Annotated in this window: 18 protein-coding genes; 13 read left to right on the top strand and 5 right to left on the bottom strand. The window is 55.0% G+C overall.

The genetic code is table 11. The features are described 5' to 3' along the window. The first annotated feature begins 133 nt into the window (after window positions 1-133). The 6 genes from araB (at window position 134) to rluA (ending at window position 10,277) form a co-directional block, all read left to right on the top strand. The gene (gene araB / locus PUZ33_RS11140) at window positions 134-1,843 is read left to right on the top strand and encodes a ribulokinase (protein WP_062676638.1); all 1,710 of its coding nucleotides are present in this window, start codon (window positions 134-136) and stop codon (window positions 1,841-1,843) included. Between the two features lie 10 nt (window positions 1,844-1,853). After that, the gene (gene araA / locus PUZ33_RS11145) at window positions 1,854-3,356 is read left to right on the top strand and encodes an L-arabinose isomerase (RefSeq protein ID WP_020688483.1); all 1,503 of its coding nucleotides are present in this window, start codon (window positions 1,854-1,856) and stop codon (window positions 3,354-3,356) included. 86 nt (window positions 3,357-3,442) lie between these two features. Continuing rightward, on the top strand, window positions 3,443-4,138 hold the full coding sequence (araD, locus tag PUZ33_RS11150; RefSeq protein ID WP_058681524.1) for an L-ribulose-5-phosphate 4-epimerase: 696 nt from the start codon (window positions 3,443-3,445) through the stop codon (window positions 4,136-4,138). A 74-nt stretch (window positions 4,139-4,212) separates the two neighbouring features. Then, entirely contained in the window at window positions 4,213-6,570 is a 2,358-nt protein-coding gene (polB, locus tag PUZ33_RS11155) for a DNA polymerase II (protein ID WP_058681523.1), read from the top strand. Window positions 6,571-6,698: 128 nt separating this feature from the next. Continuing rightward, a complete protein-coding gene (gene rapA, locus PUZ33_RS11160) occupies window positions 6,699-9,605 on the top strand; it encodes an RNA polymerase-associated protein RapA (protein ID WP_045292756.1) in 2,907 nt (968 codons plus the stop codon). Window positions 9,606-9,617: 12 nt separating this feature from the next. Then, the gene (gene rluA / locus PUZ33_RS11165; RefSeq protein ID WP_058681522.1) at window positions 9,618-10,277 is read left to right on the top strand and encodes a bifunctional tRNA pseudouridine(32) synthase/23S rRNA pseudouridine(746) synthase RluA; all 660 of its coding nucleotides are present in this window, start codon (window positions 9,618-9,620) and stop codon (window positions 10,275-10,277) included. Between the two features lie 30 nt (window positions 10,278-10,307). Here the strand turns inward: rluA and djlA are convergent, their stop codons facing one another. Next, a complete protein-coding gene (djlA, locus tag PUZ33_RS11170) occupies window positions 10,308-11,126 on the bottom strand; it encodes a co-chaperone DjlA (RefSeq protein WP_013095544.1) in 819 nt (272 codons plus the stop codon). A 239-nt stretch (window positions 11,127-11,365) separates the two neighbouring features. On the opposite strand from djlA, the gene lptD reads away from it, so the two are divergent. Genes lptD through apaH form a run of 6 tightly spaced genes read left to right on the top strand, consistent with a single transcriptional unit; the run spans window position 11,366 to window position 18,095 of the window. Continuing rightward, a complete protein-coding gene (gene lptD, locus PUZ33_RS11175; RefSeq protein WP_058681521.1) occupies window positions 11,366-13,717 on the top strand; it encodes an LPS assembly protein LptD in 2,352 nt (783 codons plus the stop codon). A 53-nt stretch (window positions 13,718-13,770) separates the two neighbouring features. Beyond that, window positions 13,771-15,057 (top strand): peptidylprolyl isomerase SurA, encoded by a 1,287-nt coding sequence (surA, locus tag PUZ33_RS11180; protein WP_058681520.1) that lies wholly within the window; start codon window positions 13,771-13,773, stop codon window positions 15,055-15,057. Next, a complete protein-coding gene (gene pdxA, locus PUZ33_RS11185; protein WP_020688478.1) occupies window positions 15,057-16,043 on the top strand; it encodes a 4-hydroxythreonine-4-phosphate dehydrogenase PdxA in 987 nt (328 codons plus the stop codon). Before surA ends, pdxA begins: the two co-directional genes overlap by 1 nt. Next, on the top strand, window positions 16,040-16,861 hold the full coding sequence (rsmA, locus tag PUZ33_RS11190; protein WP_013095540.1) for a 16S rRNA (adenine(1518)-N(6)/adenine(1519)-N(6))-dimethyltransferase RsmA: 822 nt from the start codon (window positions 16,040-16,042) through the stop codon (window positions 16,859-16,861). Before pdxA ends, rsmA begins: the two co-directional genes overlap by 4 nt. Before the next feature lie 3 nt (window positions 16,862-16,864). Continuing rightward, window positions 16,865-17,242, top strand: coding sequence for a Co2+/Mg2+ efflux protein ApaG (apaG, locus tag PUZ33_RS11195; protein WP_013095539.1), 378 nt, complete (start codon window positions 16,865-16,867; stop codon window positions 17,240-17,242). A 4-nt stretch (window positions 17,243-17,246) separates the two neighbouring features. After that, window positions 17,247-18,095, top strand: coding sequence for a bis(5'-nucleosyl)-tetraphosphatase (symmetrical) ApaH (gene apaH, locus PUZ33_RS11200; protein WP_252107622.1), 849 nt, complete (start codon window positions 17,247-17,249; stop codon window positions 18,093-18,095). Between the two features lie 39 nt (window positions 18,096-18,134). Here apaH and folA read toward each other — a convergent pair whose 3' ends face one another. From folA to kefF, 3 genes are all read right to left on the bottom strand, one after another. Then, window positions 18,135-18,614 carry a type 3 dihydrofolate reductase gene (folA, locus tag PUZ33_RS11205; RefSeq protein ID WP_008502023.1) on the bottom strand — a complete coding sequence of 160 codons (480 nt, stop codon included), beginning with the start codon at window positions 18,612-18,614 and terminating at the stop codon, window positions 18,135-18,137. Window positions 18,615-18,728: 114 nt separating this feature from the next. Beyond that, the gene (kefC, locus tag PUZ33_RS11210; protein ID WP_058681519.1) at window positions 18,729-20,594 is read right to left on the bottom strand and encodes a glutathione-regulated potassium-efflux system protein KefC; all 1,866 of its coding nucleotides are present in this window, start codon (window positions 20,592-20,594) and stop codon (window positions 18,729-18,731) included. Beyond that, window positions 20,587-21,117, bottom strand: coding sequence for a glutathione-regulated potassium-efflux system oxidoreductase KefF (gene kefF, locus PUZ33_RS11215; RefSeq protein ID WP_023620041.1), 531 nt, complete (start codon window positions 21,115-21,117; stop codon window positions 20,587-20,589). Before kefF ends, kefC begins: the two co-directional genes overlap by 8 nt. 368 nt (window positions 21,118-21,485) lie before the next feature. On the opposite strand from kefF, the gene PUZ33_RS11220 reads away from it, so the two are divergent. Beyond that, on the top strand, window positions 21,486-24,407 hold the full coding sequence (locus tag PUZ33_RS11220) for an autotransporter family protein (RefSeq protein WP_173647448.1): 2,922 nt from the start codon (window positions 21,486-21,488) through the stop codon (window positions 24,405-24,407). A gap of 47 nt (window positions 24,408-24,454) precedes the next feature. Here PUZ33_RS11220 and PUZ33_RS11225 read toward each other — a convergent pair whose 3' ends face one another. Then, window positions 24,455-24,688: a YgdI/YgdR family lipoprotein gene (locus PUZ33_RS11225; RefSeq protein ID WP_013095533.1), complete on the bottom strand. Its 234-nt coding sequence runs from the start codon at window positions 24,686-24,688 to the stop codon at window positions 24,455-24,457. Window positions 24,689-24,771 lie beyond the last annotated feature (83 nt).

Genomic DNA, 24,771 nt, shown 5'->3' on the forward strand with positions numbered 1-24,771 from the left:
TTGAATATTTGCACGGCGTCACACTTTCCATCTCAACAGCAATTTAGTCCATAAGATTAGCGGATCCTGCCTGACGATTTTCGCCCCCAGTCTCTAATGTTCTCTCATACCTGTTTTCTGATGGAGCAACACCATGGCAATTGCGATTGGCCTCGATTTTGGCAGCGACTCGGTTCGCGCCCTGGCAGTGGACTGTACGTCCGGCCAGGAGATAGCAACCAGCGTTGAGTGGTACCCACGCTGGCAAGAGGGGCGCTACTGCGATGCGCCAAACAACCAGTTCCGTCACCATCCACGCGACTACATCGAGTCGATGGAAGCGGCAATCAAAACCGTGCTGGCAGAACTGACTGACGCCCAGCGTGCAGAGGTGGTTGGGATTGGCGTAGACAGCACCGGTTCTACCCCCGCACCAGTGGATGCGGAAGGCCGGGTGCTGGCGCTGCGTCCTGAATTCGCCGACAACCCGAACGCCATGTTTGTGCTGTGGAAAGACCATACCGCCGTCGAAGAGGCCGAAGCCATCACCCGGTTGTGCCACCAGCCGGGCAAAACCGACTATTCGCGCTACATCGGCGGAATTTATTCCAGTGAATGGTTCTGGGCCAAGATCCTGCATGTCACCCGCGCTGACGCAGCGGTTGCACAGGCAGCCGCATCGTGGATTGAACTGTGTGACTGGGTTCCTGCCCTGCTCTCAGGTACCACCCGCCCGCAGGATATTCGCCGCGGCCGCTGCAGCGCCGGGCATAAATCCCTATGGCATGAAAGCTGGGGCGGTCTGCCACCGGCAGCCTTCTTTGATGAACTCGATCCGATTATCAACAAGAGCCTGAAGTACCCGCTCTTTACCGACACCTTTACCGCCGATATTCCGGTGGGCACGCTCTGTGAAGAGTGGGCAACACGCCTGGGCCTGCCGCAAAACGTGGCAATCTCCGGCGGTGCGTTTGACTGCCATATGGGCGCGGTGGGCGCTGGCGCCCAACCCAATACGCTGGTGAAAGTGATCGGCACCTCCACCTGCGACATCCTGACGGCGGATAAGGCCAGCGTCGGTGACCGCGCAGTGAAAGGTATCTGCGGACAGGTCGACGGCAGCGTGGTGCCGGACTTTATCGGTCTGGAAGCCGGGCAGTCTGCGTTTGGCGATATTTACGCCTGGTTTGGTCGGGTACTGGGCTGGCCGCTGGACCAGCTGGCGACCGCGCACCCGGAACTGAAAACCCAGATTGCCGAGAGTAAGAAACAGCTGCTGCCCCAGCTCACCGCCGCGTGGGCGAAGAATCCGTCTCTTGAACACCTGCCGGTGGTGCTCGACTGGTTCAACGGCCGCCGTACGCCATTTGCCAACCAGCGTCTTAAAGGTGTTATCACCGATCTCAATCTGGCGACCGATGCCCCGGCCCTGTTTGGCGGCCTGATTGCAGCCACCGCCTTTGGTGCCCGCGCGATTATGGAGTGCTTCACCGAACAGGGCATCGACGTCAAAAACGTCATGGCGCTGGGCGGTATCGCCCGTAAAAACCCGGTGATCATGCAGGCCTGCTGCGACGTGCTGAACCGTCCGCTGCAGATTGTCGCGTCCGATCAATGCTGCGCGCTGGGTGCAGCTATTTTCGCCGCCGTTGCCGCGGGCGTTCACGCCGATATCCCGACTGCACAGCAGCATATGGCAAGCGCGGTCGAAAACACCCTTCAGCCGCGTGCTCAACAGGCGCAACGCTTTGAACAGCTTTATCAGCGCTACCAGCAATGGGCAAAAAGCGCCGAACTTCACTATCTCCCTGTCGCCGCCCCGTCAAAACACACCGCGGACACGACGGCAACCCTGACCCATTAAGGACACGACGATGACCATTTTTGATAATTATGAAGTGTGGTTTGTGATTGGCAGCCAGCATTTGTACGGACCGCAAGCGTTGCAACAGGTGACGAAACATGCGGAACACGTCGTGAACGCGCTGAATGCTGAGGCCAAACTGCCATGCAAACTGGTGCTGAAGCCGCTGGGCACGACACCGGATGAGATCACCCATATCTGCCGTGACGCGAACTACGACGATAAATGCGCGGGTCTGGTGGTGTGGCTGCACACCTTCTCACCCGCCAAAATGTGGATCAACGGTCTGTCAATCCTCAACAAACCGCTGCTGCAATTCCATACCCAGTTCAACGCCTCCCTGCCATGGGACAGCATTGATATGGACTTTATGAACCTGAACCAGACCGCGCACGGCGGCCGTGAGTTCGGCTTCATCGGCGCCCGTATGCGTCAGCAGCACGCCGTAGTGACCGGACACTGGCAGGATCAACATGCGCAGAAACGCATCGGCTCCTGGATGCGTCAGGCCGTTTCCAAACAGGATACCCGCCATCTGAAAGTGGTGCGATTTGGCGACAACATGCGTGAAGTGGCAGTCACCGACGGTGATAAAGTTGCCGCGCAGATCAAGTTTGGTTTTTCCGTGAACACCTGGGCCGTGGGTGACCTGGTGCAGGTCGTCAATGAGATCGGCGATGGCGACGTGAGCGCGCTGGTTGACGAATACGAAAGCAGCTACCGCCTCACCGCAGCGGCGCAGGTGAAGGGTGACAAACGCCAGAACGTGCTGGACGCGGCGCGCATTGAACTGGGGATGAAACGCTTCCTGGAACAGGGTGGCTTCCACGCCTTTACCACGACATTTGAAGATCTCCATGGTCTGAAACAACTGCCGGGTCTGGCAGTACAACGTCTGATGCAGCAGGGCTACGGCTTCGCGGGCGAAGGCGACTGGAAAACTGCCGCTCTGCTTCGCATCATGAAAGTGATGTCAACCGGTCTGCAGGGCGGCACCTCCTTTATGGAGGACTACACCTACCACTTCGAAAATGGCAACGACCTGGTACTCGGTTCACACATGCTGGAAGTGTGCCCATCCATTGCCGTCGAAGAGAAACCGATCCTCGACGTGCAGCATCTCGGCATTGGCGGCAAAGCGGATCCGGCACGTTTGATCTTCAACACCCGTACCGGCCCGGCCATCAACGCCAGCCTGATCGACCTGGGCGATCGTTTCCGCCTGCTGGTGAACTGTGTGGATGCGGTTGAAACGCCACACGCGCTGCCAAAACTGCCGGTCGCCAACGCCCTGTGGAAAGCGCAGCCCGATCTGCCAACCGCCTCCGAAGCCTGGATCGTCGCCGGTGGCGCGCACCATACCGTCTTCAGTCACGCGCTGGATCTCAACGATATGCGTCAGTTCGCTGAACTGCACGACATCGAACTGACCGTGATCGATAACGATACCCGCCTGCCCGCGTTTAAAGACGCGCTGCGCTGGAATGAAGTCTATTACGGTTCGAAACGTTAAGTACGACGTGCCCGGTGGCACTGCGTTTACCGGGCCTACGATTGTGTAGGCCGGATAAGCGAAGCGCCATCCGGCGGGAGACAACAATGCTAGAAGATCTCAAACGCCAGGTACTCGAAGCCAACCTGGCGCTGCCTAAACATAATCTGGTGACCCTGACCTGGGGCAACGTCAGCGCCGTTGACCGCGAAAAAGGGGTGTTCGTCATCAAGCCTTCCGGCGTGGATTATACGGTGATGACCGCTGACGATATGGTTGTGGTCAGCATTGCAACCGGTGAAGTGGTGGAAGGGAAGAAAAAACCCTCCTCCGATACCCCCACCCATCGCCTGCTGTATCAGGCATTTCCGACCATCGGCGGCATTGTGCATACCCACTCGCGTCATGCGACTATCTGGGCGCAGGCAGGCCAGTCCATTCCGGCTACCGGTACCACGCACGCAGACTACTTTTACGGCACCATCCCGTGCACCCGCCTGATGACCGATGCGGAAATCAACGGCGAGTACGAGTGGGAAACCGGCAATGTGATTGTCGAAACCTTTGAAAAACAGGGAATCGACGCAGCACAGATGCCCGGGGTGCTGGTGCATTCTCACGGCCCGTTTGCGTGGGGCAAAAATGCGGAGGATGCAGTGCATAACGCGATTGTGCTGGAAGAGGTGGCCTATATGGGCATCTTCTGTCGTCAACTGGCACCACAGTTGCCGAATATGCAACAGACGCTGCTGGACAAACACTACCTGCGCAAGCACGGTGCAAAAGCTTATTACGGGCAATAAACTGTATATAAACCCAGCATAAAACCGCTAACCAGGCTATAATCAGGCCTGGTTTTGTTTTATGGGATAACGGCGTGACGCAGGCGCAAGAAGGTTTTTTACTGACCCGACACTGGCGGGATACGCCTCAGGGAACAGAGGTGGAGTTCTGGCTGGCGACGGACAACGGCCCGCTGCGCGTTACCCTGCCGCCACAGGAGTCCGTGGCATTTATTCCTGAAGCCCACGTCGACAAAGCAAAGCAGCTACTGCGCGGTGAAAACAACTGGCGCATCACGCCACTTGAGCTGAAAGATTTCCATCGCCAGCCGGTTTACGGTCTCTATTGTCGCGCCCATCGCCAACTGATGCGCTATGAAAAACTGCTGCGCGAGGCGGGCGTCACCCTGTACGAAGCCGATATTCGTCCCCCGGAACGTTTTCTGATGGAGCGGTTTATTACCGCCCCTGTCTGGGTTGATGGCTCGGCGCACAACGGCGGGCTGATTAACGCCCGTCTGAAACCCAACCCGCACTACCGTCCGCCGTTGAAATGGGTCTCACTGGACATCGAAACCACCCGTCACGGTGAACTGTACTGTATTGGTCTTGAAGGCTGCGGCGACCGGGTTGTCTATATGCTCGGGCCACCGAATGGTGATGCCTCCGCGCTGGACTTCCGGCTGGAGTACGTCAACAGCCGGCCACAGCTGCTGGAAAAACTGAACCAGTGGTTTGCCGATCGCGATCCCGATGTCCTGATCGGCTGGAACGTGGTGCAGTTCGACCTGCGGGTACTGCAAAAACACGCCGAGCGGTACCGTATCCCGCTCATGCTTGGGCGAGGTCATAGCGAACTGGAATGGCGCGAGCACGGTTTCAAAAACGGCGTCTTCTTCGCACAGGCCAACGGTCGCCTGATTATCGACGGCATCGAGGCGCTGAAATCCGCATTCTGGAATTTCTCTTCCTTCTCGCTGGAGGCAGTGGCGCAGGAGCTGCTGGGGGAAGGGAAATCCATCGATAACCCGTGGGACCGAATGGATGAGATCGACCGCCGCTTCAACGAAGACAAACCGGCACTTGCCACCTATAACCTGAAAGATTGTGAGCTGGTTACGCAGATTTTCCACAAAACCGAGATCATGCCTTTTCTGCTGGAACGCGCCACAGTGAACGGTCTTGCCGCTGATCGGCACGGCGGTTCCGTGGCGGCATTCAGCCATCTGTACTTTCCCCGCATGCACCGGGCAGGCTACGTCGCACCGAACCTGGGGGACGTGCCGCCGCAGGCAAGCCCAGGCGGCTACGTGATGGATTCCCGGCCGGGACTGTATGACTCCGTGCTGGTACTGGACTACAAAAGCCTCTACCCCTCGATTATCCGCACCTTTTTGATTGATCCGGTGGGGCTGGTAGAGGGGATGGCGCAGCCGGACGATATGCACAGCACCGACGGGTTTCTGGGGGCGCGTTTCTCACGGGAGAAACACTGCCTGCCGGAGATCGTGGGACAGATCTGGCACGGGCGCGATGAGGCCAAGCGCCACGGCAACAAGCCGCTTTCTCAGGCGCTGAAAATTATCATGAATGCCTTTTACGGTGTGCTGGGCACCAGCGCCTGTCGCTTCTTCGACCCGCGTCTCGCCTCGTCTATCACCATGCGCGGGCATGAGATCATGCGCCAGACAAAGGCGCTGATCGAATCCCAGGGCTATGAAGTGATCTATGGCGATACCGACTCCACCTTCGTCTGGTTGAAGGGCGCACACGCCGAAGAGGAAGCCGCGCGAATTGGCAAACAACTGGTCGCCTTCGTGAACGACTGGTGGCAAGCGCATTTGCAAAAAGAGCGGTTAACCAGTGCGTTAGAGCTGGAGTATGAAACCCATTTCAGCCGCTTTTTAATGCCCACTATCCGTGGAACCGATCAGGGCAGCAAGAAACGCTATGCCGGACTGATTCAGGAAGGTGAAAAGCAACGCATGGTGTTTAAAGGGCTGGAGACGGTACGCACAGACTGGACTCCGCTGGCTCAGCAGTTCCAGCAAACGCTCTATTTGCGGATCTTTCGTAATGAGCCTTATCAGGACTACGTCCGCGAGACGATAGCCAGCCTGATGGCTGGCGAGCTCGACAACCAGCTGGTGTATCGCAAACGCCTGCGCCGCCCGCTGGCCGAGTATCAGCGTAACGTTCCGCCGCACGTCCGCGCCGCGCGTCTGGCGGATGAAGAGAATGTCCGTCGGGGGCGCACCCCGCAGTATCAGAACCGGGGCACCATCAAGTATGTCTGGACGACAAACGGGCCAGAGTCCGTGGATTATCAACACTCTGCGCTGGACTACGACCACTACCTGACGCGCCAGCTTCAGCCCGTCGCGGATGGAATTTTGCCGTTCATTGACGACGATTTTGCTACACTAGTGACAGGGCAGCTTGGCCTATTTTGACACGTGACGAAATCGCTGCCATCCAGTACCATAGCGCCCTTTCCACTCCCGGACCCATTTTTCGATGACCGTCTTTTTTGACGGTGGTTGAACTATTGCCTGCAATTAAAGATTAGAGCCGAACACATATGCCTTTTACACTTGGTCAACGCTGGATCAGCGATACAGAAAGCGAACTTGGATTGGGAACCGTGGTTGCAGTCGATGCACGCATGGTCACCCTCCTTTTCCCTGCTACCGGTGAAAACCGCCTGTACGCTCGCAATGACTCCCCTGTTACCCGCGTGATGTTCAATCCAGGTGACACCGTGACCAGCCACGACGGCTGGCAGCTAAAGGTTGAAGACGTAAAAGAAGAGAATGGTCTGCTCGCCTACATTGGGACTCGCCTCGACACTGACGAGAGCAATGTCATCCTGCGTGAAGTGCTGCTCGACAGCAAACTGGTTTTCAGCAAGCCGCAGGATCGCCTGTTTGCCGGGCAAATCGACCGTATGGATCGTTTCTCCCTGCGCTATCGCGCACGTAAATTCCAGAGTGAACAGTACCGCATGCCGTGGAGCGGCCTGCGTGGTCAACGCACCAGCCTGATCCCTCATCAGTTGAATATCGCCCATGACGTTGGCCGTCGTCATGCGCCTCGCGTACTACTGGCAGACGAAGTGGGCCTCGGTAAAACCATTGAAGCCGGTATGATCCTGCATCAACAGCTGCTTTCTGGCGCCGCTGAGCGCGTGCTGATCGTGGTACCGGAAACGCTGCAACATCAGTGGCTGGTTGAGATGCTGCGCCGCTTTAACCTTCGTTTCTCGCTGTTTGACGACGAGCGCTACGCCGAAGCCCAGCATGACGCGGACAACCCATTTGAAACCGAACAGCTGGTCATCTGCTCCCTGGACTTCGTGCGCCGCAGCAAGCAGCGTCTTGAGCATCTGTGCGACGCAGAGTGGGATCTGCTGGTGGTCGACGAAGCGCACCACCTGGTCTGGAGCGAAGAGGCACCGAGCCGTGAATACATGGCGATTGAACAGCTTGCCGAGCGCGTGCCGGGCGTCCTGTTGCTGACCGCTACGCCGGAGCAGCTGGGGCTGGAGAGCCACTTCGCCCGTCTGCGCCTGCTCGATCCAAACCGCTTCCATGACTTTGAGCAGTTTGTCGAAGAACAGAATAATTACCGCCCGGTTGCCGATGCTGTCGCCATGCTGCTGGCGGGCAAACGCCTCTCGAATGACGAACTCAACACCCTGAGCGATCTGATTGGCGAACAGGATATTGAGCCGCTGCTGCAGGCAGCCAACAGTGACAGCGACAACGCGGGTTCCGCGCGTAAAGAGCTGATCGATATGCTGATGGACCGCCACGGCACCAGCCGCGTGCTGTTCCGTAACACCCGTAACGGCGTGAAGGGCTTCCCGAAACGCGAACTGCATACCATCAAGCTGCCGCTGCCGACGCAGTATCAGACGGCGATAAAAGTCTCCGGCATTATGGGGGCGCGCAAAAGCCAGGAAGAACGTGCGCGCGACATGCTCTACCCGGAGCAAATTTATCAGGAATTTGAAGGCGATACCGGAACCTGGTGGAACTTCGACCCGCGTGTTGAATGGCTGATGGGTTACTTAACGGCTCATCGTTCACAGAAAGTGCTGGTGATCTGCGCCAAGGCGGCCACCGCGCTGCAGCTGGAGCAGGTTCTGCGCGAGCGCGAAGGTATTCGAGCCGCCGTGTTCCACGAGGGGATGTCGATTGTCGAGCGTGACCGCGCCGCGGCCTGGTTCAGTGAAGAAGACAGCGGCGCACAGGTTCTGTTGTGCTCTGAAATCGGTTCTGAAGGGCGTAACTTCCAGTTCGCCAGCAACCTGGTGATGTTCGATCTGCCGTTCAACCCCGACCTGCTGGAACAGCGTATCGGCCGTCTGGACCGTATCGGTCAGGCGCATGATATTCAGATCCACGTCCCTTACCTGGAAAAAACCGCTCAGTCGGTGCTGGTACGCTGGTTCCACGAAGGTCTGGACGCGTTCGAACATACCTGTCCGACGGGACGCACCATTTACGATCAGGTGCATACGGATCTGATCGGTTACCTGGCAGCGCCGGAAAATACGGACGGTTTTGATGAGCTGATCAAATCCTGTCGCGAAAAGCATGAGGCTCTGAAAGCGCAGCTGGAGCAGGGACGTGACCGCCTGCTGGAAATCCACTCCAACGGTGGCGAAAAAGCGCAGGCGCTTGCCGAAAGCATTGAAGAGCAGGATGACGACACCAGCCTGATCAGCTTCGCCATGAACCTGTTCGACATCGTCGGGATTAACCAGGACGATCGCGGCGAGAACATGATCGTGCTGACCCCATCCGATCATATGCTGGTTCCGGATTTCCCGGGCCTGCCGGAGGATGGTTGCACCATCACCTTTGAGCGTGACGTGGCGCTGTCTCGCGAAGACGCGCAGTTCATCACCTGGGAACACCCGTTGATCCGCAACGGCCTCGACCTGATCCTTTCCGGCGACACGGGTAGCAGCACGATTTCCTTGTTGAAAAACAAAGCATTACCCGTTGGTACGCTGCTGGTTGAGCTGATCTATGTTGTGGAAGCGCAAGCGCCGAAACAGCTGCAGCTCACCCGCTTCCTGCCGCCAACGCCAGTGCGTCTGCTGCTGGATAAAAACGGCACCAACCTGGCTGCACAGGTTGAATTCGAGAGTTTCAACCGCCAGCTGAGCGCAGTAAACCGCCACACGGGCAGCAAACTGGTCAACGCCGTACAACAGGACGTGCACGCCATTCTGCAGTTGGGTGAAACGCAGATCGAAAAAGCGGCCAGGACGCTGATTGATGCCGCTCGCGAGGAAGCCGATGAGAAACTGTCTGCAGAGCTGTCTCGTCTGGAAGCGTTAAAAGCGGTGAACCCAAACATCCGTGATGACGAACTGACCGCGATTGAGAGCAACCGTCAGCAGGTGCTGGAAAGCCTGAATCAGGCAAGCTGGCGTCTGGATGCCCTGCGTCTTATCGTTGTGACGCATCAGTAACCGGAGCACAAGATGGTGATGGAGCCTTACAATCCGCCGCAAGACCCGTGGCTGGTTATCCTTTATCAGGATGAGCACATTATGGTGGTCAACAAGCCTAGCGGCCTGTTGTCCGTGCCGGGGCGTCTGGATGAGCACAAAGACAGCGTGATGACACGTATTCAGCGTGATTATCCCCAGGCGGAGTCCGTTCATCGCCTGGACATGGCAACCAGCGGTGTGATTGTGGTGGCGATGAACAAAGCGGCTGAACGTGAACTCAAACGCCAGTTCCGCGAGCGTGAGCCGAAAAAGCAATATGTCGCACGCGTCTGGGGCCATCCCGCGCAGGCGGAAGGGCTGGTGGATCTGCCGCTGATTTGCGACTGGCCAAATCGACCAAAGCAGAAGGTATGCTATGAGACGGGCAAGGCCGCGCAAACCGAGTATGAAGTGCTGGAGTACGCGCCGGATAACACCGCGCGCGTGCTGCTAAAGCCCATTACCGGGCGTTCACATCAGCTGCGTGTGCATATGCTCGCGCTGGGGCACCCGATTCTGGGAGACCGTTTTTACGCCCCCCCGGAGGCGCTGGCTTCAGCGCCTCGTTTGCAGCTTCATGCCCAGACGCTCACCATCACCCACCCGGCGTTTGGCAACGCAATGACGTTTAAAGCCGCGGTGGACTTCTAAAAAAATGGCCCGACTGTGTCGGGCCATTTTTTATTTGAAATTTTTCTGCTCTTTTATCAGCTCGTACGCTTTCTGGATTTCCTGCGCTTTTTGCTTCGCCATCTCCATCATCTCTGGTGGTAAGCCCTTCGCGACCAGTTTATCCGGGTGATGTTCACTCATCAGCTTACGATAGGCGCGCTTGATGGTTGTCGCATCATCAGAAGGTTTCACGCCAAGCACGTTACAGGCATCTTCCAGCGTCGGGCCACGCTGCGCCTGCTGCCAGCCGCCGCCAGAGGATTGATGCTGTTGATAGCCACCGCCAAAGTGTGCGCCGCCCTGCATCATGCGCAGGAACTGGTCGAACTGCATGCGGGAGATCCCCAGCTCTTCGGCAATCACGTATAACACATCGCGTTCATTCGGATGAAGAGACCCGTCGGCAAACGCCGCCTGAATCTGGATCTCCAGAAACATCCGAATTAAATCAAAACGGCCGAAACAGATACTGCGGAACTGACGCATTTTTTCGCGCAGCGGATAGTTATCCGATTTACCGATGCGAAACGCATTTTGCGCCGCCACACGAGATTCCCCGTGCAGATTCATGCGGTCCATAAATACGCTGGCAATCTGAATATCGGCTTCCGTCACCCGCCCTTTTGATTTGGTTAAGTGCCCCATCACCTCAAAGGTGGTGGAGAAAAAGAGGGACTGACGCTCGCGCTGGTTGGCGAACCACGCCATTTTGCGGCTGCGTGCCTTATCGAACATATGGCCAATAATCAGGCCAAGTACGATGCCCCAAAACCCGGCACCCATGATGATGGCGAACGCAACGCCGATGATTTTACCCCAATACTGCATATACTCCCCGGATAGTCATGTCCCTTGTCGACGCAACGCCATCATTACAGTGGTCGAGCCACGGTCAATTGAGGGACATCGCCTATAATTTGCATTATCATACTCGTCATTCGATAGCGAGCCTAACACTCTGGCACGCAAACGGGCAGGATTAACGCTGGTACTGCGCTGATGAGTAAGATAGTCTCTGAGCGTTTGTAAGCCGTAGCCACTGATGACGGAACACTAAAATATAACGTATGAAAAAACGTATCCCCACCCTCCTGGCCACAATGATTGGCACCGCCCTGTACAGTCAACAGGGGCTGGCGGCCGATCTTGCCTCGCAGTGTATGCTTGGCGTCCCAAGTTATAATCGCCCACTGGTGAGTGGCGATACAAATAGCTTGCCGGTAACCATTACTGCCGACAGTTCAAAAGGAACTTATCCTGACAATGCCACGTTTACGGGCAGTGTGGATATTAATCAGGGCAATAGCCGCCTGCAGGCAGATGAAGTGCAGTTGCACCAGAAGCAGCCGGAAGGTGCGGCCGAACCGGTACGAACGGTGGATGCGCTGGGTAATGTGCACTATGACGACAATCAGGTCATCCTGAAAGGTCCGAAAGCATGGTCAAACCTGAACACCAAAGATACGAACGTCTGGGAAGGTGATTACCAGATGGTAGGTCGTCAGGGGCGTGGTAAAGCAGATCTGATGAAACAGCGCGGTGAAAACCGCTATACGATTCTGGAAAACGGTTCCTTCACCTCCTGTCTGCCGGGTTCGAATACCTGGAGCGTGGTCGGAAGTGAGGTAATTCACGACCGTGAAGAACAGGTCGCAGAAATCTGGAACGCCCGGTTTAAACTCGGCCCGGTGCCGGTTTTCTATAGCCCGTACCTGCAACTTCCCGTGGGCGACAAACGTCGTTCAGGTTTCCTGATCCCAAATGCCAAATACAGCACCTCGAACTATTTTGAGTTCTATCTGCCGTATTACTGGAACATCGCGCCCAACATGGACGCCACGATCACGCCGCACTATATCCATAAGCGCGGCAACGTCATGTGGGAAAACGAGTTCCGCTATCTGACCCAGGCGGGTACCGGTTTGATGGAACTGGATTATCTGCCATCAGATAAGGTCTTCCAGGATGAGCACCCAACAGAAGGTGATAAACACCGTTGGATGTACTACTGGCGCCACGCTGGTGTCATGGATCAGGTCTGGCGTTTTAACGTCGACTACACCAAAGTCAGCGATCCTTACTATTTCAACGACTTCGATTCCAAGTACGGTTCCAGTACCGATGGCTACGCCACGCAGAAATTTAGCGTTGGCTATGCCATCGAGAACTTCAACGCCACGGTGTCGACGAAGCAGTTCCAGGTCTTTAGCAGTCAGAATACCAGCACATACGGTGCAGAACCGCAGCTGGATGTGAACTGGTATCAGAACGATGTTGGTCCATTCGATACCCGCGTCTACGCGCAGGCAGTGCATTTCGTCAATACCAACTCGGACATGCCGGAAGCCACGCGTGTACATTTAGAACCGACGATCAATTTACCGCTGTCGAACAACTGGTCAAGTCTGAATACCGAAGCCAAGCTGATGGCGACCCATTACCAGCAGAAAAATGTGGACTGGTATAACAACCGTTATGGCACCGACCTTGACGAATCCGTGAACCGCGTTCTTCCGCAATTCAAAATGGACGGTAAGTTGATCTTCGAGCGCGATATGGGTCTGCTGGCGGATGGGTATACGCAGACGCTTGAGCCACGTATGCAATATTTGTACGTGCCTTATCGCGATCAGAGCAAAATCCAGAACTATGACTCCTCTTTCCTGCAGTCTGACTACAGCGGCCTGTTCCGTGACCGTACCTACGGCGGTCTCGACCGTATTGCTTCCGCAAACCAGTTAACGACCGGCGTCACAACGCGCGTTTATGATGAATCTGCCGTTGAACGTTTTAACGTTTCTGTTGGTCAAATCTACTATTTCACCGAGTCTCGTACCGGTGATGACAATATCAACTGGGAGAAAGACAACAAAACAGGTTCGCTGGTGTGGGCGGGCGATACCTACTGGCGCATGACCGATCGCTGGGGCTTACGCGGGGGTCTGCAGTACGACACGCGTCTCGACAATATTGCGACCAGCAGTGCAGCCGTCGAGTACCGTCGCGATGAAGATCGTATGGTGCAGTTGACCTATCGTTACGCCAGCCCGGAATATATTCAGGTAACTCTGCCGAACTATGCCACCCGAGAACAGTACAAAGACGGGATTTCGCAGGTAGGTGGTGCAGCCAGTTGGCCAATCGCTGACCGCTGGTCAATTGTTGGCGCTTACTACTTTGACACTAACGCCAACAAGCCTGCTGACCAGATGGTTGGTCTGCAATATAACTCCTGCTGTTACGCGCTGCGTGTCGGCTACGAACGCAAGCTTAACGGCTGGGATACTCAAAACAATCAGAGCAAATACGATAACGTGATTGGCTTTAATGTCGAATTGCGCGGCCTGAGCTCCAACTACGGCCTGGGCACGCAGCAGATGCTGCGCTCGAACATTCTGCCGTACCGCAGTTCCTTGTAATGTGCTTGTTTTGCAACGTAATCCGCTTTGCGGTTAATTGAAATGGAAAAAGTATGAAGAACTGGAAAACGCTGCTGCTCGGTGTCGCTATGGTTGCGAATACCAGCTTCGCGGCCCCCCAGGTTGTTGATAAGGTCGCCGCTGTGGTTAACAACGGTGTCGTGCTCGAAAGTGACGTTGACGGTTTGATGAAATCTGTGAAGCTCAATTCGGGCCAGGCGGGTCAGCAACTTCCGGATGACGCAACGCTGCGCCATCAGATCCTGGAACGTCTGATCATGGATCAGATTGTCCTGCAAATGGGGCAGAAAATGGGCGTGAAGATCACTGACGAGCAGCTCGATCAGGCGATCGCTAACATCGCTAAGCAGAACAATATGACCCTGGATCAGATGCGTAGTCGTCTGGCCTATGATGGCATCAGCTATTCAACCTACCGTAATCAGATCCGTAAAGAGATGCTGATCTCAGAAGTGCGTAATAATGAAGTTCGTCGCCGCGTCACCATCCTGCCGCAGGAAGTCGACGCGCTGGCAAAACAGGTGGGCAACCAGAACGATGCCAGCACCGAGCTGAACCTGAGCCATATTCTGATCCCGCTGCCTGAGAACCCAACGTCTGACCAGGCCGCAGAAGCGGAAAGCCAGGCGCGCGATATCGTTGAGCAGGCACGTAACGGCAGTGACTTTGGCAAGCTGGCCATTACCTACTCTGCAGACCAACAGGCGCTGAAAGGCGGCCAGATGGGCTGGGGACGTATTCAGGAACTGCCATCCATCTTTGCCCAGGCGCTGAGCACGGCGAAGAAAGGCGACATCGTGGGTCCAATCCGTTCAGGTGTTGGCTTCCACATCCTGAAAGTCAACGATCTGCGTGGTCAGAGCCAGAACATCTCCGTCACTGAAGTTCATGCTCGCCACATTCTGCTGAAACCGTCACCGATCATGACGGACGATCAGGCGCGTGCGAAGCTGCAACAGATTGCTGCGGACATTAAGAGCGGAAAAACGTCGTTTGCGAATGCCGCAAAAGAGTTCTCTCAGGATCCTGGCTCTGCTAACCAGGGCGGCGACCTGGGCTGGGCGGCGGCGGATATCTACGATCCGGCATTCCGCGATGCGCTGATGAAGCTGAACAAGGGCCAGATGAGTGCGCCGGTACACTCCTCCTTTGGCTGGCATCTGATCGAACTGCTGGATACCCGCAACGTTGATAAAACCGACGCAGCGCAGAAAGACAGAGCCTATCGTATGCTGTTCAACCGTAAGTTCTCTGAAGAAGCGGCAACCTGGATGCAGGAACAACGCGCCAGCGCTTACGTGAAAGTTCTGAGCAACTAATGAAACAGCATCGTGTTGTGATCACCCCCGGCGAACCCGCCGGGATTGGGCCTGACCTCGTGGTCCAGCTTGCCCAACGTAGCTGGCCGGTGGAACTGGTCGTCTGTGCTGATGCAACACTGTTACAAGACCGGGCTTCACTGCTCGGTCTGCCTTTAACGCTTATCCCCTACGTTGAAGGCCAGCAGCCTGCACCGCAGCAAGCCGGAACGCTCACGCTTCTTCCCGTCCCTCTTCGTACTCCTGTTATTCCGGGTCAGCTCAGCACTGAAAACGGCCACTATGTTGTCGAAACCCTGGCGCGCGCCTGCGATGGTTGCATAAAAGGGGAATTTGCTGCCCTGATTACGGGCCCCGTGCATAAAGGGGTGATTAACGAAGCCGGTATTCCGTTCACCGGACATACCGAGTTTTTTGAAGAGCGATCGCACACCCCGAAAGTGGTGATGATGCTGGCGACTGAAGCGATGCGGGTGGCTCTGGTAACAACCCATCTGCCGATTAAGGCCATTCCTGACGCCATCACCCCTGAACTGCTGCGGGAGATCATCGGGATACTGCATCACGATCTGCAGACCAAATTCGGCATTAAACAGCCGCACGTTCTGGTCTGTGGCCTGAACCCACACGCCGGGGAAGGCGGGCATATGGGGACTGAAGAGATCGACACCATCATTCCGGTGCTGAATGAAATGCGGGCGAAAGGGATGAACCTGAGCGGGCCATTGCCTGCCGATACCCTTTTCCAGCCCAAATACCTGGATAATGCCGATGCCGTGCTCGCGATGTACCACGATCAGGGCCTGCCCGTGCTAAAATACCAGGGCTTTGGCCGCGGTGTGAATATCACCCTCGGTTTACCTTTTATTCGAACGTCCGTTGACCACGGTACTGCGCTGGATCTGGCAGGCCAGGGAAAAGCGGATGTCGGCAGTTTTATTACGGCGCTTAATCTCGCCATCAAAATGATTGTTAATACTCAATGACTAATCGAGTCCATCAGGGCCACTTAGCCCGTAAACGCTTCGGGCAAAACTTCCTCAACGATCAGTTCGTGATCGACAGTATTGTCTCGGCCATTAATCCGCAAAAAGGCCAGGCGATGGTTGAAATCGGCCCCGGTCTGGCAGCACTGACTGAACCCGTCGGCGAACGTCTGGACGAACTGACCGTTATCGAACTCGACCGCGATCTCGCTGCTCGTCTGCAAACGCACCCGTTCCTTGGGCCGAAGCTGACGATTTATCAGCAAGATGCCATGACCATGAATTTTGGCGAGCTGTCGGAAAAAATGGGTCAGCCGCTGCGCGTATTCGGTAACCTGCCCTATAACATCTCCACGCCGCTGATGTTCCATCTCTTTAGCTATACTGATGCCATTGCCGACATGCACTTCATGTTGCAAAAAGAGGTGGTAAACCGTCTGGTTGCAGGGCCGAACAGTAAAGCGTATGGTCGTTTAAGCGTGATGGCACAATATTTCTGCAATGTGATCCCGGTACTCGAAGTGCCGCCGTCTGCCTTCACGCCGCCGCCAAAAGTCGACTCTGCGGTTGTGCGCCTTGTGCCGCATAAAACGATGCCATACCCGGTCAAAGACCTGCGTGTACTGAGCCGCATCACCACAGAAGCCTTTAACCAGCGCCGTAAAACGATCCGTAATAGCCTCGGCAATCTGTTCACCGTTGACGTGCTGGCCGAGCTGGGCATTGACCCGGCAATGCGAGCAGAAAACATCTCTGTTGAGCAGTACTGTAAACTGGCTAATTACATTAGCGAAAATGCGCCGCCGAAGGAGAGTTAAGCCATGATTGATTCGCCCCGCGTCTGTGTCCAGGTACAAAGCGTTTACGTTGAGTCGCAGTCCTCACCCGATGAAGAACGTTTTGTTTTCGCCTACACCGTGACCATTCGCAACCTGGGGCGGATGCCTGTGCAACTGCTCGGGCGTTACTGGCTTATCACTAACGGCAATGGCCGTGAAATCGAAGTTCAGGGTGAAGGTGTGGTTGGTGAACAGCCCCACATCGCCCCTGGCGAAGAGTATCAGTACACCAGCGGTGCAGTAATTGAAACACCGCTGGGTACCATGCAAGGCCATTATGAAATGGTCGACGTCGATGGCAATGTGTTCCGCGTTGCTATTCCTGTGTTCCGTCTCGCCGTTACAACACTCATTCATTAATCTAATGTCTACATATCTGATTGGCGACGTTCACGGTTGCTACGATGAACTGATCGCATTATTAAAACAGGTCGACTTTACGCCAGGACGGGATATTCTCTGGCTGACGGGCGATTTAGTGGCGCGTGGGCCAGGCTCCCTGGAGGTTTTACGCTTCGTAAAATCGCTGGGCGACAGCATTCGCATGGTGCTGGGCAACCATGATTTGCATCTGCTCGCCGTCTTTGCCGGCATCAGCCGCAATAAGCCGAAAGATCGCCTCACCCCGCTGCTGGAGGCGCCAGACGCCGACGAACTGATCAACTGGCTGCGTCGTCAGCCCCTGTTGCAGATCGATGAAGAGAAAAAACTGGTCATGGCACACGCCGGGATCACCCCACAGTGGGATCTTGAGACGGCCAAAACCTGCGCGCGTGACGTAGAAGCCGTGCTGGCGAGCGATTCCTATCCCTTCTTCCTTGATGCCATGTACGGCGACATGCCAAATCACTGGAGTGAAGATCTGAGCGGTCTGGCGCGTCTGCGTTTTATCACGAACGCGTTCACACGCATGCGTTTCTGCTTCCCGAACGGGCAACTGGATATGTACTCAAAAGAGACGCCGGAAAGCGCACCTGCACCGCTTAAACCGTGGTTTGCGATTCCCGGACCGGTCACCAGTGAGTACAGCGTGGTGTTTGGCCACTGGGCCGCGCTAGAAGGGAAAGGCACGCCGGAAGGGATCTACGGTCTTGATACCGGTTGTTGCTGGGGCGGGGATTTAACCTGCTTACGCTGGGAAGATAAAACGTACTTCGTGCAGCCGTCCAACCGACAGCTGGACCTGGGGGAAGGCGAGGCGGTCGCCTCCTGAGAGTGAATTCCCTCTCCCGGCCGGGAGAGGGTCTATCAACTAGCGGCGTTCCAGAATCTCGAAGCAGTAGCTGTGTGAGTTCTGCGCATCCGCGTCGTGAAATTCGCTGAATACCGATTCCCACTCGTCCGGATCGTAGTCCGGGAAATGGGTATCGCCTTCCACTTCCGCATCAATATGCGTCAGATAGAGCTTTTGCGCTTTTGGCAGGAACTGCTCATATACACGCCCACCACCAATCACCATGATCTCTTCGGCGTTACCGCACGCGGCAATCGCCTCGTCCACGGATTTCACCCATTCGACGCGATCGTCAGTGCCTGGCTGGCTACTGATCACGATATTCTTACGGCCCGGCAATGGGCGACCAATCGACTCCCAGGTCAGGCGGCCCATCACTACCGGCTTGTTTAACGTCGTACGTTTAAACCATGCGAGATCGGCAGGCAGGTTCCACGGCATGGCATTTTCCATACCGATAACACGGTCCACCGCCAGCGCTGCAATCAGACTGATCATTGAAAATTTCCCGGATGCAAAAAATTGCCGCCACTATACGGAAAGCTTAATCTTTCGTCGACTGGCGGCATGGTAAAGAGAGAGAAATTTTTTAATATTGCTGGCAACTCCACTTCACGCGGAAGGTTTACTCTCCGGTTCGTCCGCCGGATCGCCGGTATGCTTGCCCTCCTCCGTTCCCTGCCAGCCATGACGCTGCACCAGCGACAGATGATTACGATCCTCATTAATGATCTCTGTCAGCATCGCACTGGTGCGTTTAAACACCGCCGCACGCTCTGTGGCCGTACTGCCCGCCATCGCCACCATCTCTTCCACCATATCGGTATTGAAGCGACGGAACAAGTCCGCACGCTCGCGCGCTTCATACGCGCCCAGGCCCAGACTTTCCAGCGCCATGCGGCCAGACTTAAGCGCCCCTTCGAAGGTTTCACGCTCGGGTGCGACCACCCCTGCCTGTCGCAGCTGGATATAGTGATCCACATCGCGCGCACGGGAGATAATGGTCAGGTTCGGGAAATGCTCCTTCACCAGCTCAACCAGCTGCATACTGGTCTGGGGATCGTCAATCGCGTTGATGAGGACTTCCGCTTTCGCTGCCCCGGCTGATTCCAGCAGATCGACACGTGTTGCATCGCCGTAGAAGACTTTCATATCGAACTTACGCAGGGTATCCACATGGTCCGGATCGTGATCGAGGATAACCATTTTTACCCCGCTTGAGAGCAGTAAACGACCGGTGATCTGCCCAAAGCGACCGAATCCGGCGATGATGACCCGCGGCTGTTCCTCATCGATCTCATCGGCTTCGCGTTCCTGTTCGCTGCCGGTTTTTTCCAGACGCGTCAGCAGCACCAGCAGGATCGGCGTCGCCGCCATCGACAGCGCGACCGCCAGCGTCAGCGCTTTCGCCCACTCGGGATCGAGCACATTGGCCATTTGCGCCGCGCCGAAGACCACAAACGCGAATTCGCTTCCCTGTCCGAGTAGCACGGCGAACCAAAGACGCTGTCTGCCAGGCACGTTCAGCGGACGGGCGATCAGCCACAGCATCACCATTTTGATGACCAGGAAACCGACCAGCAGGATGAGGATCCGCAGTGGATGCGTGACCAGCGTGCCAAAGTCGATAGACATCCCGACCCCGATGAAAAACAGCCCCAGTAGCAGTCCTTTAAATGGCTCGATATCACTTTCAAGCGCGTGTCGGTACTCTGAGCTGGCGAGCAGAACGCCCGCGAGGAAGGCTCCCATCGCCATCGACAGCCCGGCTTCCTCCAGCAGCAGACCAAAACCAAACACCAGGAACAGCGCCACGGCACTGAACACTTCCCGTAGCCCCGAGCGGGCGACGAATCGAAGCAGCGGACGTGTTACATACCGGCCAAGCAGGACAACCAGTGCCAGCGCACCGACCACCTTTAATGCAGAGAGGGCAAAAGCGCCGAGCGTGGTGGAGGCCCCACTTGCGGCCAGCAGCGGGATCATCGCCACCAGCGGAATGGCCGCGATATCCTGAAACAGCAGCACTGAAAACGCACTGCGTCCCATCTGTGAAACAGTCAGGTTTCGCTCGTTCATTGCCTGCATGGCAATCGCCGTCGAAGAGAGTGCCAGCGTCATGCCAATAAGCTCTGCCACTTTCCAGTCCATTCCCAGCAGAATACAGAAGCCGCCCAACAGCAGACCACAGGCCGCCATTTGTAGCGCCCCGCCGCCAAACACTGAGGCGCGCAGCTTCCACAAACGCTGCGGGTCAAGTTCCAGACCAATGACAAACAGCATCAGCACGACACCAATTTCGGCGAAATGCAGGATCGCCTCCGCGTCGGTGACCAGGCGGAATCCCCAGGGTCCGATAACACACCCGGCGATCAGGTAGCCCAGCACGGAGCCCAGCCCCAGGCGAACCGCCACGGGCACAATCAGCGCCGCCGCGCCAAGGTAAATCAGCGCCTGTATCAGCGTATGGCTATCCATTATGCGTCTCCTGCCACTCAAGTAAGCGTTGTTTATAATGACGAGCCTGCGCCTGCAACGTCTCATCGTCACAAACAAATGTGCAGTGCATAGCAAAAGGAGGAAGCCAGGTAAGGCCACAGTAGAGTGCTGTCGCCTGAAGCGGTTGTGCCAGCACCTCAAAACCCGGGAAAGAACCAATATCGAAGTGGCTTTCTCCTCCACCGGTGGTCACAGCCCACATCAGGCTTTTTCCCTTCAGCGCATGCCCGTTGTGACCATACGCCCAGCCGTGGGAAAAGACTTTGTCGATCCACAATTTGAGGAGCGGAGGTGTGCTGTACCACTGCATCGGGTGTTGCCAGATGATCAGATCGGCGCGAGTGAGCGCCTCCTGTTCTGCGGCGATGTCGATGTTAAAATCAGGATAAAGTTGATAGAGGGAACGTATCTCTACGTTGTCGAGTGTCCTTACCTGTTCAAGCATGCGCTTATTCGCATGGGAGTGATGCGGATAGGGATGCGCATAAATTATCAGAATCATCAGTTAGCCTGTCTTTACGGTTCCGTTCTCTCTGGTAGCAGTGAGTGTAGACATTTAACTCGCTCACTGAAAGTCTCCCATTGCCTGGTGTCGGCAAATCGCAAGTAGCGTAACTGCTTCTTTAACCATCAATGTTGTTCATATATGTGCGTCTTTGAACAAACAGGAATCCATAGTCACCAGAAATATCTAACCAATTTTACATTTACCACACTGAAATATTAAGCATTCTTAAAACGACTTTTTAATAAAACAAAGTATACATAACCTATTGAAAAAATAATAATTTTAGATGGTTTTGCGATAACCGCTCTTCAGAAATGTATACGCAATTATTAACCTGAACATTTCACGAACTTTTCATTCAAATGGATGTGTGCATGAGTAATATACGCATTGAACTTAACAGAACAACCAGAATGCTCGGAAGACTGTTCCCCGCCATATTGGCATTCACACCAGCAATAACCTCAGCAGGAATTATTGAACAGTCTACTTCCGTCCCACAAGATTTTTCCGCTGATACCGAATATGTTATCAATAAAGATGTAACGATTTCTTCCTCAAGCAATAAAGCAGCCGTATCCGTATCAGGTATTGATGTCACATCAGTAACAAATAAAGGTAATATATCTGGAGCGGCCAACGGTCTTGATATTAACACCGGCGCTCAACGTGTTGTTGTTGAAAATGAAGCCGGTGCAACAATTTCTTCTACCAGCGCAAACGCAGTAAATGTGGAATCTTTACTGGGTGACTTCAATAATAGTGGAAATATAACGGGTGCTGAAAAAGGTATTTTCATTAGTGAGTCATCGTCTGCTATCAATATCACTAATACCGAATCAGGATTGATTAAAGGCAAAACGGGTTTGAGCGCTGAGACAGGGTTAGGCATCAACAATGATGGCAAAATCACGGGTATTGACGGTGATGGTATTGCTTTAAGTAGTGGCAATACAAAAGTCTTAAATAGTGGTGTTATTGAAGGCACGCAGAACGGTATTTATGTCTCAGGTAACGCTAAAGTTGATATTACGAATAGCGGTTCGCTCGGGGGTGGAAATGCGGCAGTATTTTTTGCCAGCGATAAAAATAACACCCTGGTGCTTAATACTGGCTCATCATTATCAGGTGACGTTATTTCGACAGTCTCGAAAGGTAACACCCTAACCCTGGTAGGCACCGGTACAGAAGACAGCAATTTTATCGGACTGAACGAAGGCGATGGCTTCGCCTCTGTCAAAATGAACGGTGAAGACTGGACGCTGACGGGTAACGTCGACATCATTGGCGCCGGTGATTCACTGCAGGTGAATAGCGGCAACCTGACCCTGGCGGGTACCGTTTCCAATGCTGGCAATACGCTGGTGGCGAATGAAGCCACGCTCCAGCTGGGCAATGGCGAAGGTATGGCAAGCCTCAGCGGCGGCCTAACCAACAATGGTACGGTTATCTTTAACCAGGGAGACAATTTCACGTTTTCTACCGACATGACCGGCAGCGGAAACGTAGAGAAAGTTGATGCGAATACGCTGACGCTGACCGGCAACAACAGCTATACCGGCGATACGACCCTGCGAAACGGCACAACGCTGGTAGCGGCAGGCGCAACGTTAGGTGTTGAAAACAGCAATGCCACTCTCACCGTGCAGAACGGGGCAAAGTTTGCCACCGCAGGAACCGTCTACAACAACATCACTATTCTCAGCGGCGGTACGCTGGCAGCGTGGAATGCAATTGAGGGTAATGCAACCCTCAGAGACGCCGGCATTGATACCATTAACGGCAACGTGACCAACAGCGGCACGCTTTTGCTCAGTGCAGCCGACCACAGCGTGGGTAATGACTTTACCATCAATGGCGACTATACCGGCGCAGAAGGTAGCCAGATTGTGTTAAACAGCGAGCTGGGTACTGACACGGCACCTACCGATCATCTCACAATAACCGGCAGCAGTTTTGGCCAGTCCGGCGTGACCGTCAGCAACATGGGTGGACTTGGCGCACAGACCGTGAACGGCATGGAGATTGTCAGCGTCGCCGGCAGCTCTGAAGCACAGCTGACGCTGGCCAAACCGGTTGTGGCAGGCGCATACGAATACTCTCTTTACCAGCATAGTGACGGGAACTGGTACCTGGAATCGAAGGCCACGCCACCTGTCGATCCAACAGATGATACCGATGACGGTGATAATACCGACAACGGTGGCAATACCGACGATGGCGGTAACACTGATAATGGCGGTAACAGTGACAATGGCAGCAATACCGACGATGGCGGCAACAGCGGCGGCACTGATAACGGCGACGGTGGTGATAATACCGATAACGGCGGCGGCAATACCCCAGCACCAGAAGTGATGGCACCTGAAGTGGGCGCGTATTTAGGCAACTATCTGGCTGCTCAGAGTATGTTCCTGCACAAACGTGACGATCGCGATCAGCTCACTTTCCGTAACGAAGACGATCTGAATACCTGGATGTATGTAAAAGGTCGTTACCATGAAAATGATGCAGGCGGCGATAAAGTCAGCTACGACACCACGACCACCGTTCTGCAAGTCGGCAGCGATTTCCTCAGCAAGCCAATGGACAGCGGTATCCTGCGTGCCGGTGGCATGTTTGGTGCAGGCCAGGCGAAGACCCACTCAGATGCGAAACACAACGTGCGTGACGCACAGGGTAAAGTCGATGGCTTCAACGTTGGGCTCTACGCCACCTGGCAGGAAGATCAGAAATTACGCCTGGGCAGCTACATTGATACCTGGGCCGCCTACAGCTGGTACAACAACAAAGTGACCAGCAACCGCAACGATGAAGATTACAACAGCGAAGGTTTTGCCGCGTCTGTTGAAGTCGGCCATGCGTGGGTTATCCCATCTGAAAACGAGCGTACCTGGAAGATCGAGCCTCAGGCGCAGGTGATCTACAGCTATCTTGATCAGGAAAATCATACGGACCGCGATGGCGTCCGGGTGACGACTCTGGATAACGACAGCGTCTTCGGTCGTCTGGGTGTGAAATCCAGCTATTTCCAGCAAAAGGACGTCACGGCCTGGCAGCCATACGTTGCGGTGAACTGGCTGAAGGGTGCAGGTCAAAACGATCTGGCCTTCAACGACGAAACCGTAAGTAATGATACGCCGGAGGATCGTGGTCAGGTAGAGCTGGGTATTACCGGCAATCTTAACGAGACCACGACAATTTCACTTCGCGCCAGCGGCGAATGGGGTGAAAACAACTATGCCGCTTACGGCGGTCATATTTTGTTAAACCACCGCTGGTAACCCATCCGCATCAAGCAAAAAAGCAGTGGCAGATGCCACTGCTTTTTTTAATTATCCAGTTCACCCATGGATTTAACCTGGTCACGGTTAATCTGCTCGGTTTGACCCGTTTCCGCGTTTTTATACGACACCAGACCGGTATCGTCATCCACCTGCGGTTTGCCGTCCGTAATGATGGTGCGGCCATCGGTGGTTTTTACCGCCTGATTAGATGAACACCCCGCTACGGTGAACATTGCAGTGGCAGCCAGAACGGAAGCGATCAGTAGTTTATTTTGCATGGTGTTTTCCCCTGCTCTCAGTTGAATTTCATTATCGACCTAACCATTTTAGGCTAACTGACTGAATGCGGATGGAAAACCAG

It is taken from the genome of Enterobacter cloacae complex sp. 2022EL-00981, from assembly GCF_028737495.1.
Classification (GTDB): Bacteria; Pseudomonadota; Gammaproteobacteria; order Enterobacterales; family Enterobacteriaceae; genus Enterobacter; species Enterobacter cloacae.

What these genes read in the sequence shown, in the direction of transcription:
- rsmA (WP_013095540.1), top strand. Translation starts at nt 16,040, where the DNA reads ATGACTAATCGAGTCCATCAGGGCCACTTAGCCCGTAAACGCTTCGGG.
- rluA (WP_058681522.1), top strand. Translation starts at nt 9,618, where the DNA reads ATGGTGATGGAGCCTTACAATCCGCCGCAAGACCCGTGGCTGGTTATC.
- rapA (WP_045292756.1), top strand. Translation starts at nt 6,699, where the DNA reads ATGCCTTTTACACTTGGTCAACGCTGGATCAGCGATACAGAAAGCGAA.
- araD (WP_058681524.1), top strand. Translation starts at nt 3,443, where the DNA reads ATGCTAGAAGATCTCAAACGCCAGGTACTCGAAGCCAACCTGGCGCTG.
- surA (WP_058681520.1), top strand. Translation starts at nt 13,771, where the DNA reads ATGAAGAACTGGAAAACGCTGCTGCTCGGTGTCGCTATGGTTGCGAAT.
- djlA (WP_013095544.1), bottom strand. Translation starts at nt 11,126, where the DNA reads ATGCAGTATTGGGGTAAAATCATCGGCGTTGCGTTCGCCATCATCATG.
- kefF (WP_023620041.1), bottom strand. Translation starts at nt 21,117, where the DNA reads ATGATTCTGATAATTTATGCGCATCCCTATCCGCATCACTCCCATGCG.
- araB (WP_062676638.1), top strand. Translation starts at nt 134, where the DNA reads ATGGCAATTGCGATTGGCCTCGATTTTGGCAGCGACTCGGTTCGCGCC.
- apaH (WP_252107622.1), top strand. Translation starts at nt 17,247, where the DNA reads ATGTCTACATATCTGATTGGCGACGTTCACGGTTGCTACGATGAACTG.
- PUZ33_RS11225 (WP_013095533.1), bottom strand. Translation starts at nt 24,688, where the DNA reads ATGCAAAATAAACTACTGATCGCTTCCGTTCTGGCTGCCACTGCAATG.
- kefC (WP_058681519.1), bottom strand. Translation starts at nt 20,594, where the DNA reads ATGGATAGCCATACGCTGATACAGGCGCTGATTTACCTTGGCGCGGCG.
- folA (WP_008502023.1), bottom strand. Translation starts at nt 18,614, where the DNA reads ATGATCAGTCTGATTGCAGCGCTGGCGGTGGACCGTGTTATCGGTATG.
- araA (WP_020688483.1), top strand. Translation starts at nt 1,854, where the DNA reads ATGACCATTTTTGATAATTATGAAGTGTGGTTTGTGATTGGCAGCCAG.
- pdxA (WP_020688478.1), top strand. Translation starts at nt 15,057, where the DNA reads ATGAAACAGCATCGTGTTGTGATCACCCCCGGCGAACCCGCCGGGATT.
- apaG (WP_013095539.1), top strand. Translation starts at nt 16,865, where the DNA reads ATGATTGATTCGCCCCGCGTCTGTGTCCAGGTACAAAGCGTTTACGTT.
- PUZ33_RS11220 (WP_173647448.1), top strand. Translation starts at nt 21,486, where the DNA reads ATGGATGTGTGCATGAGTAATATACGCATTGAACTTAACAGAACAACC.
- lptD (WP_058681521.1), top strand. Translation starts at nt 11,366, where the DNA reads ATGAAAAAACGTATCCCCACCCTCCTGGCCACAATGATTGGCACCGCC.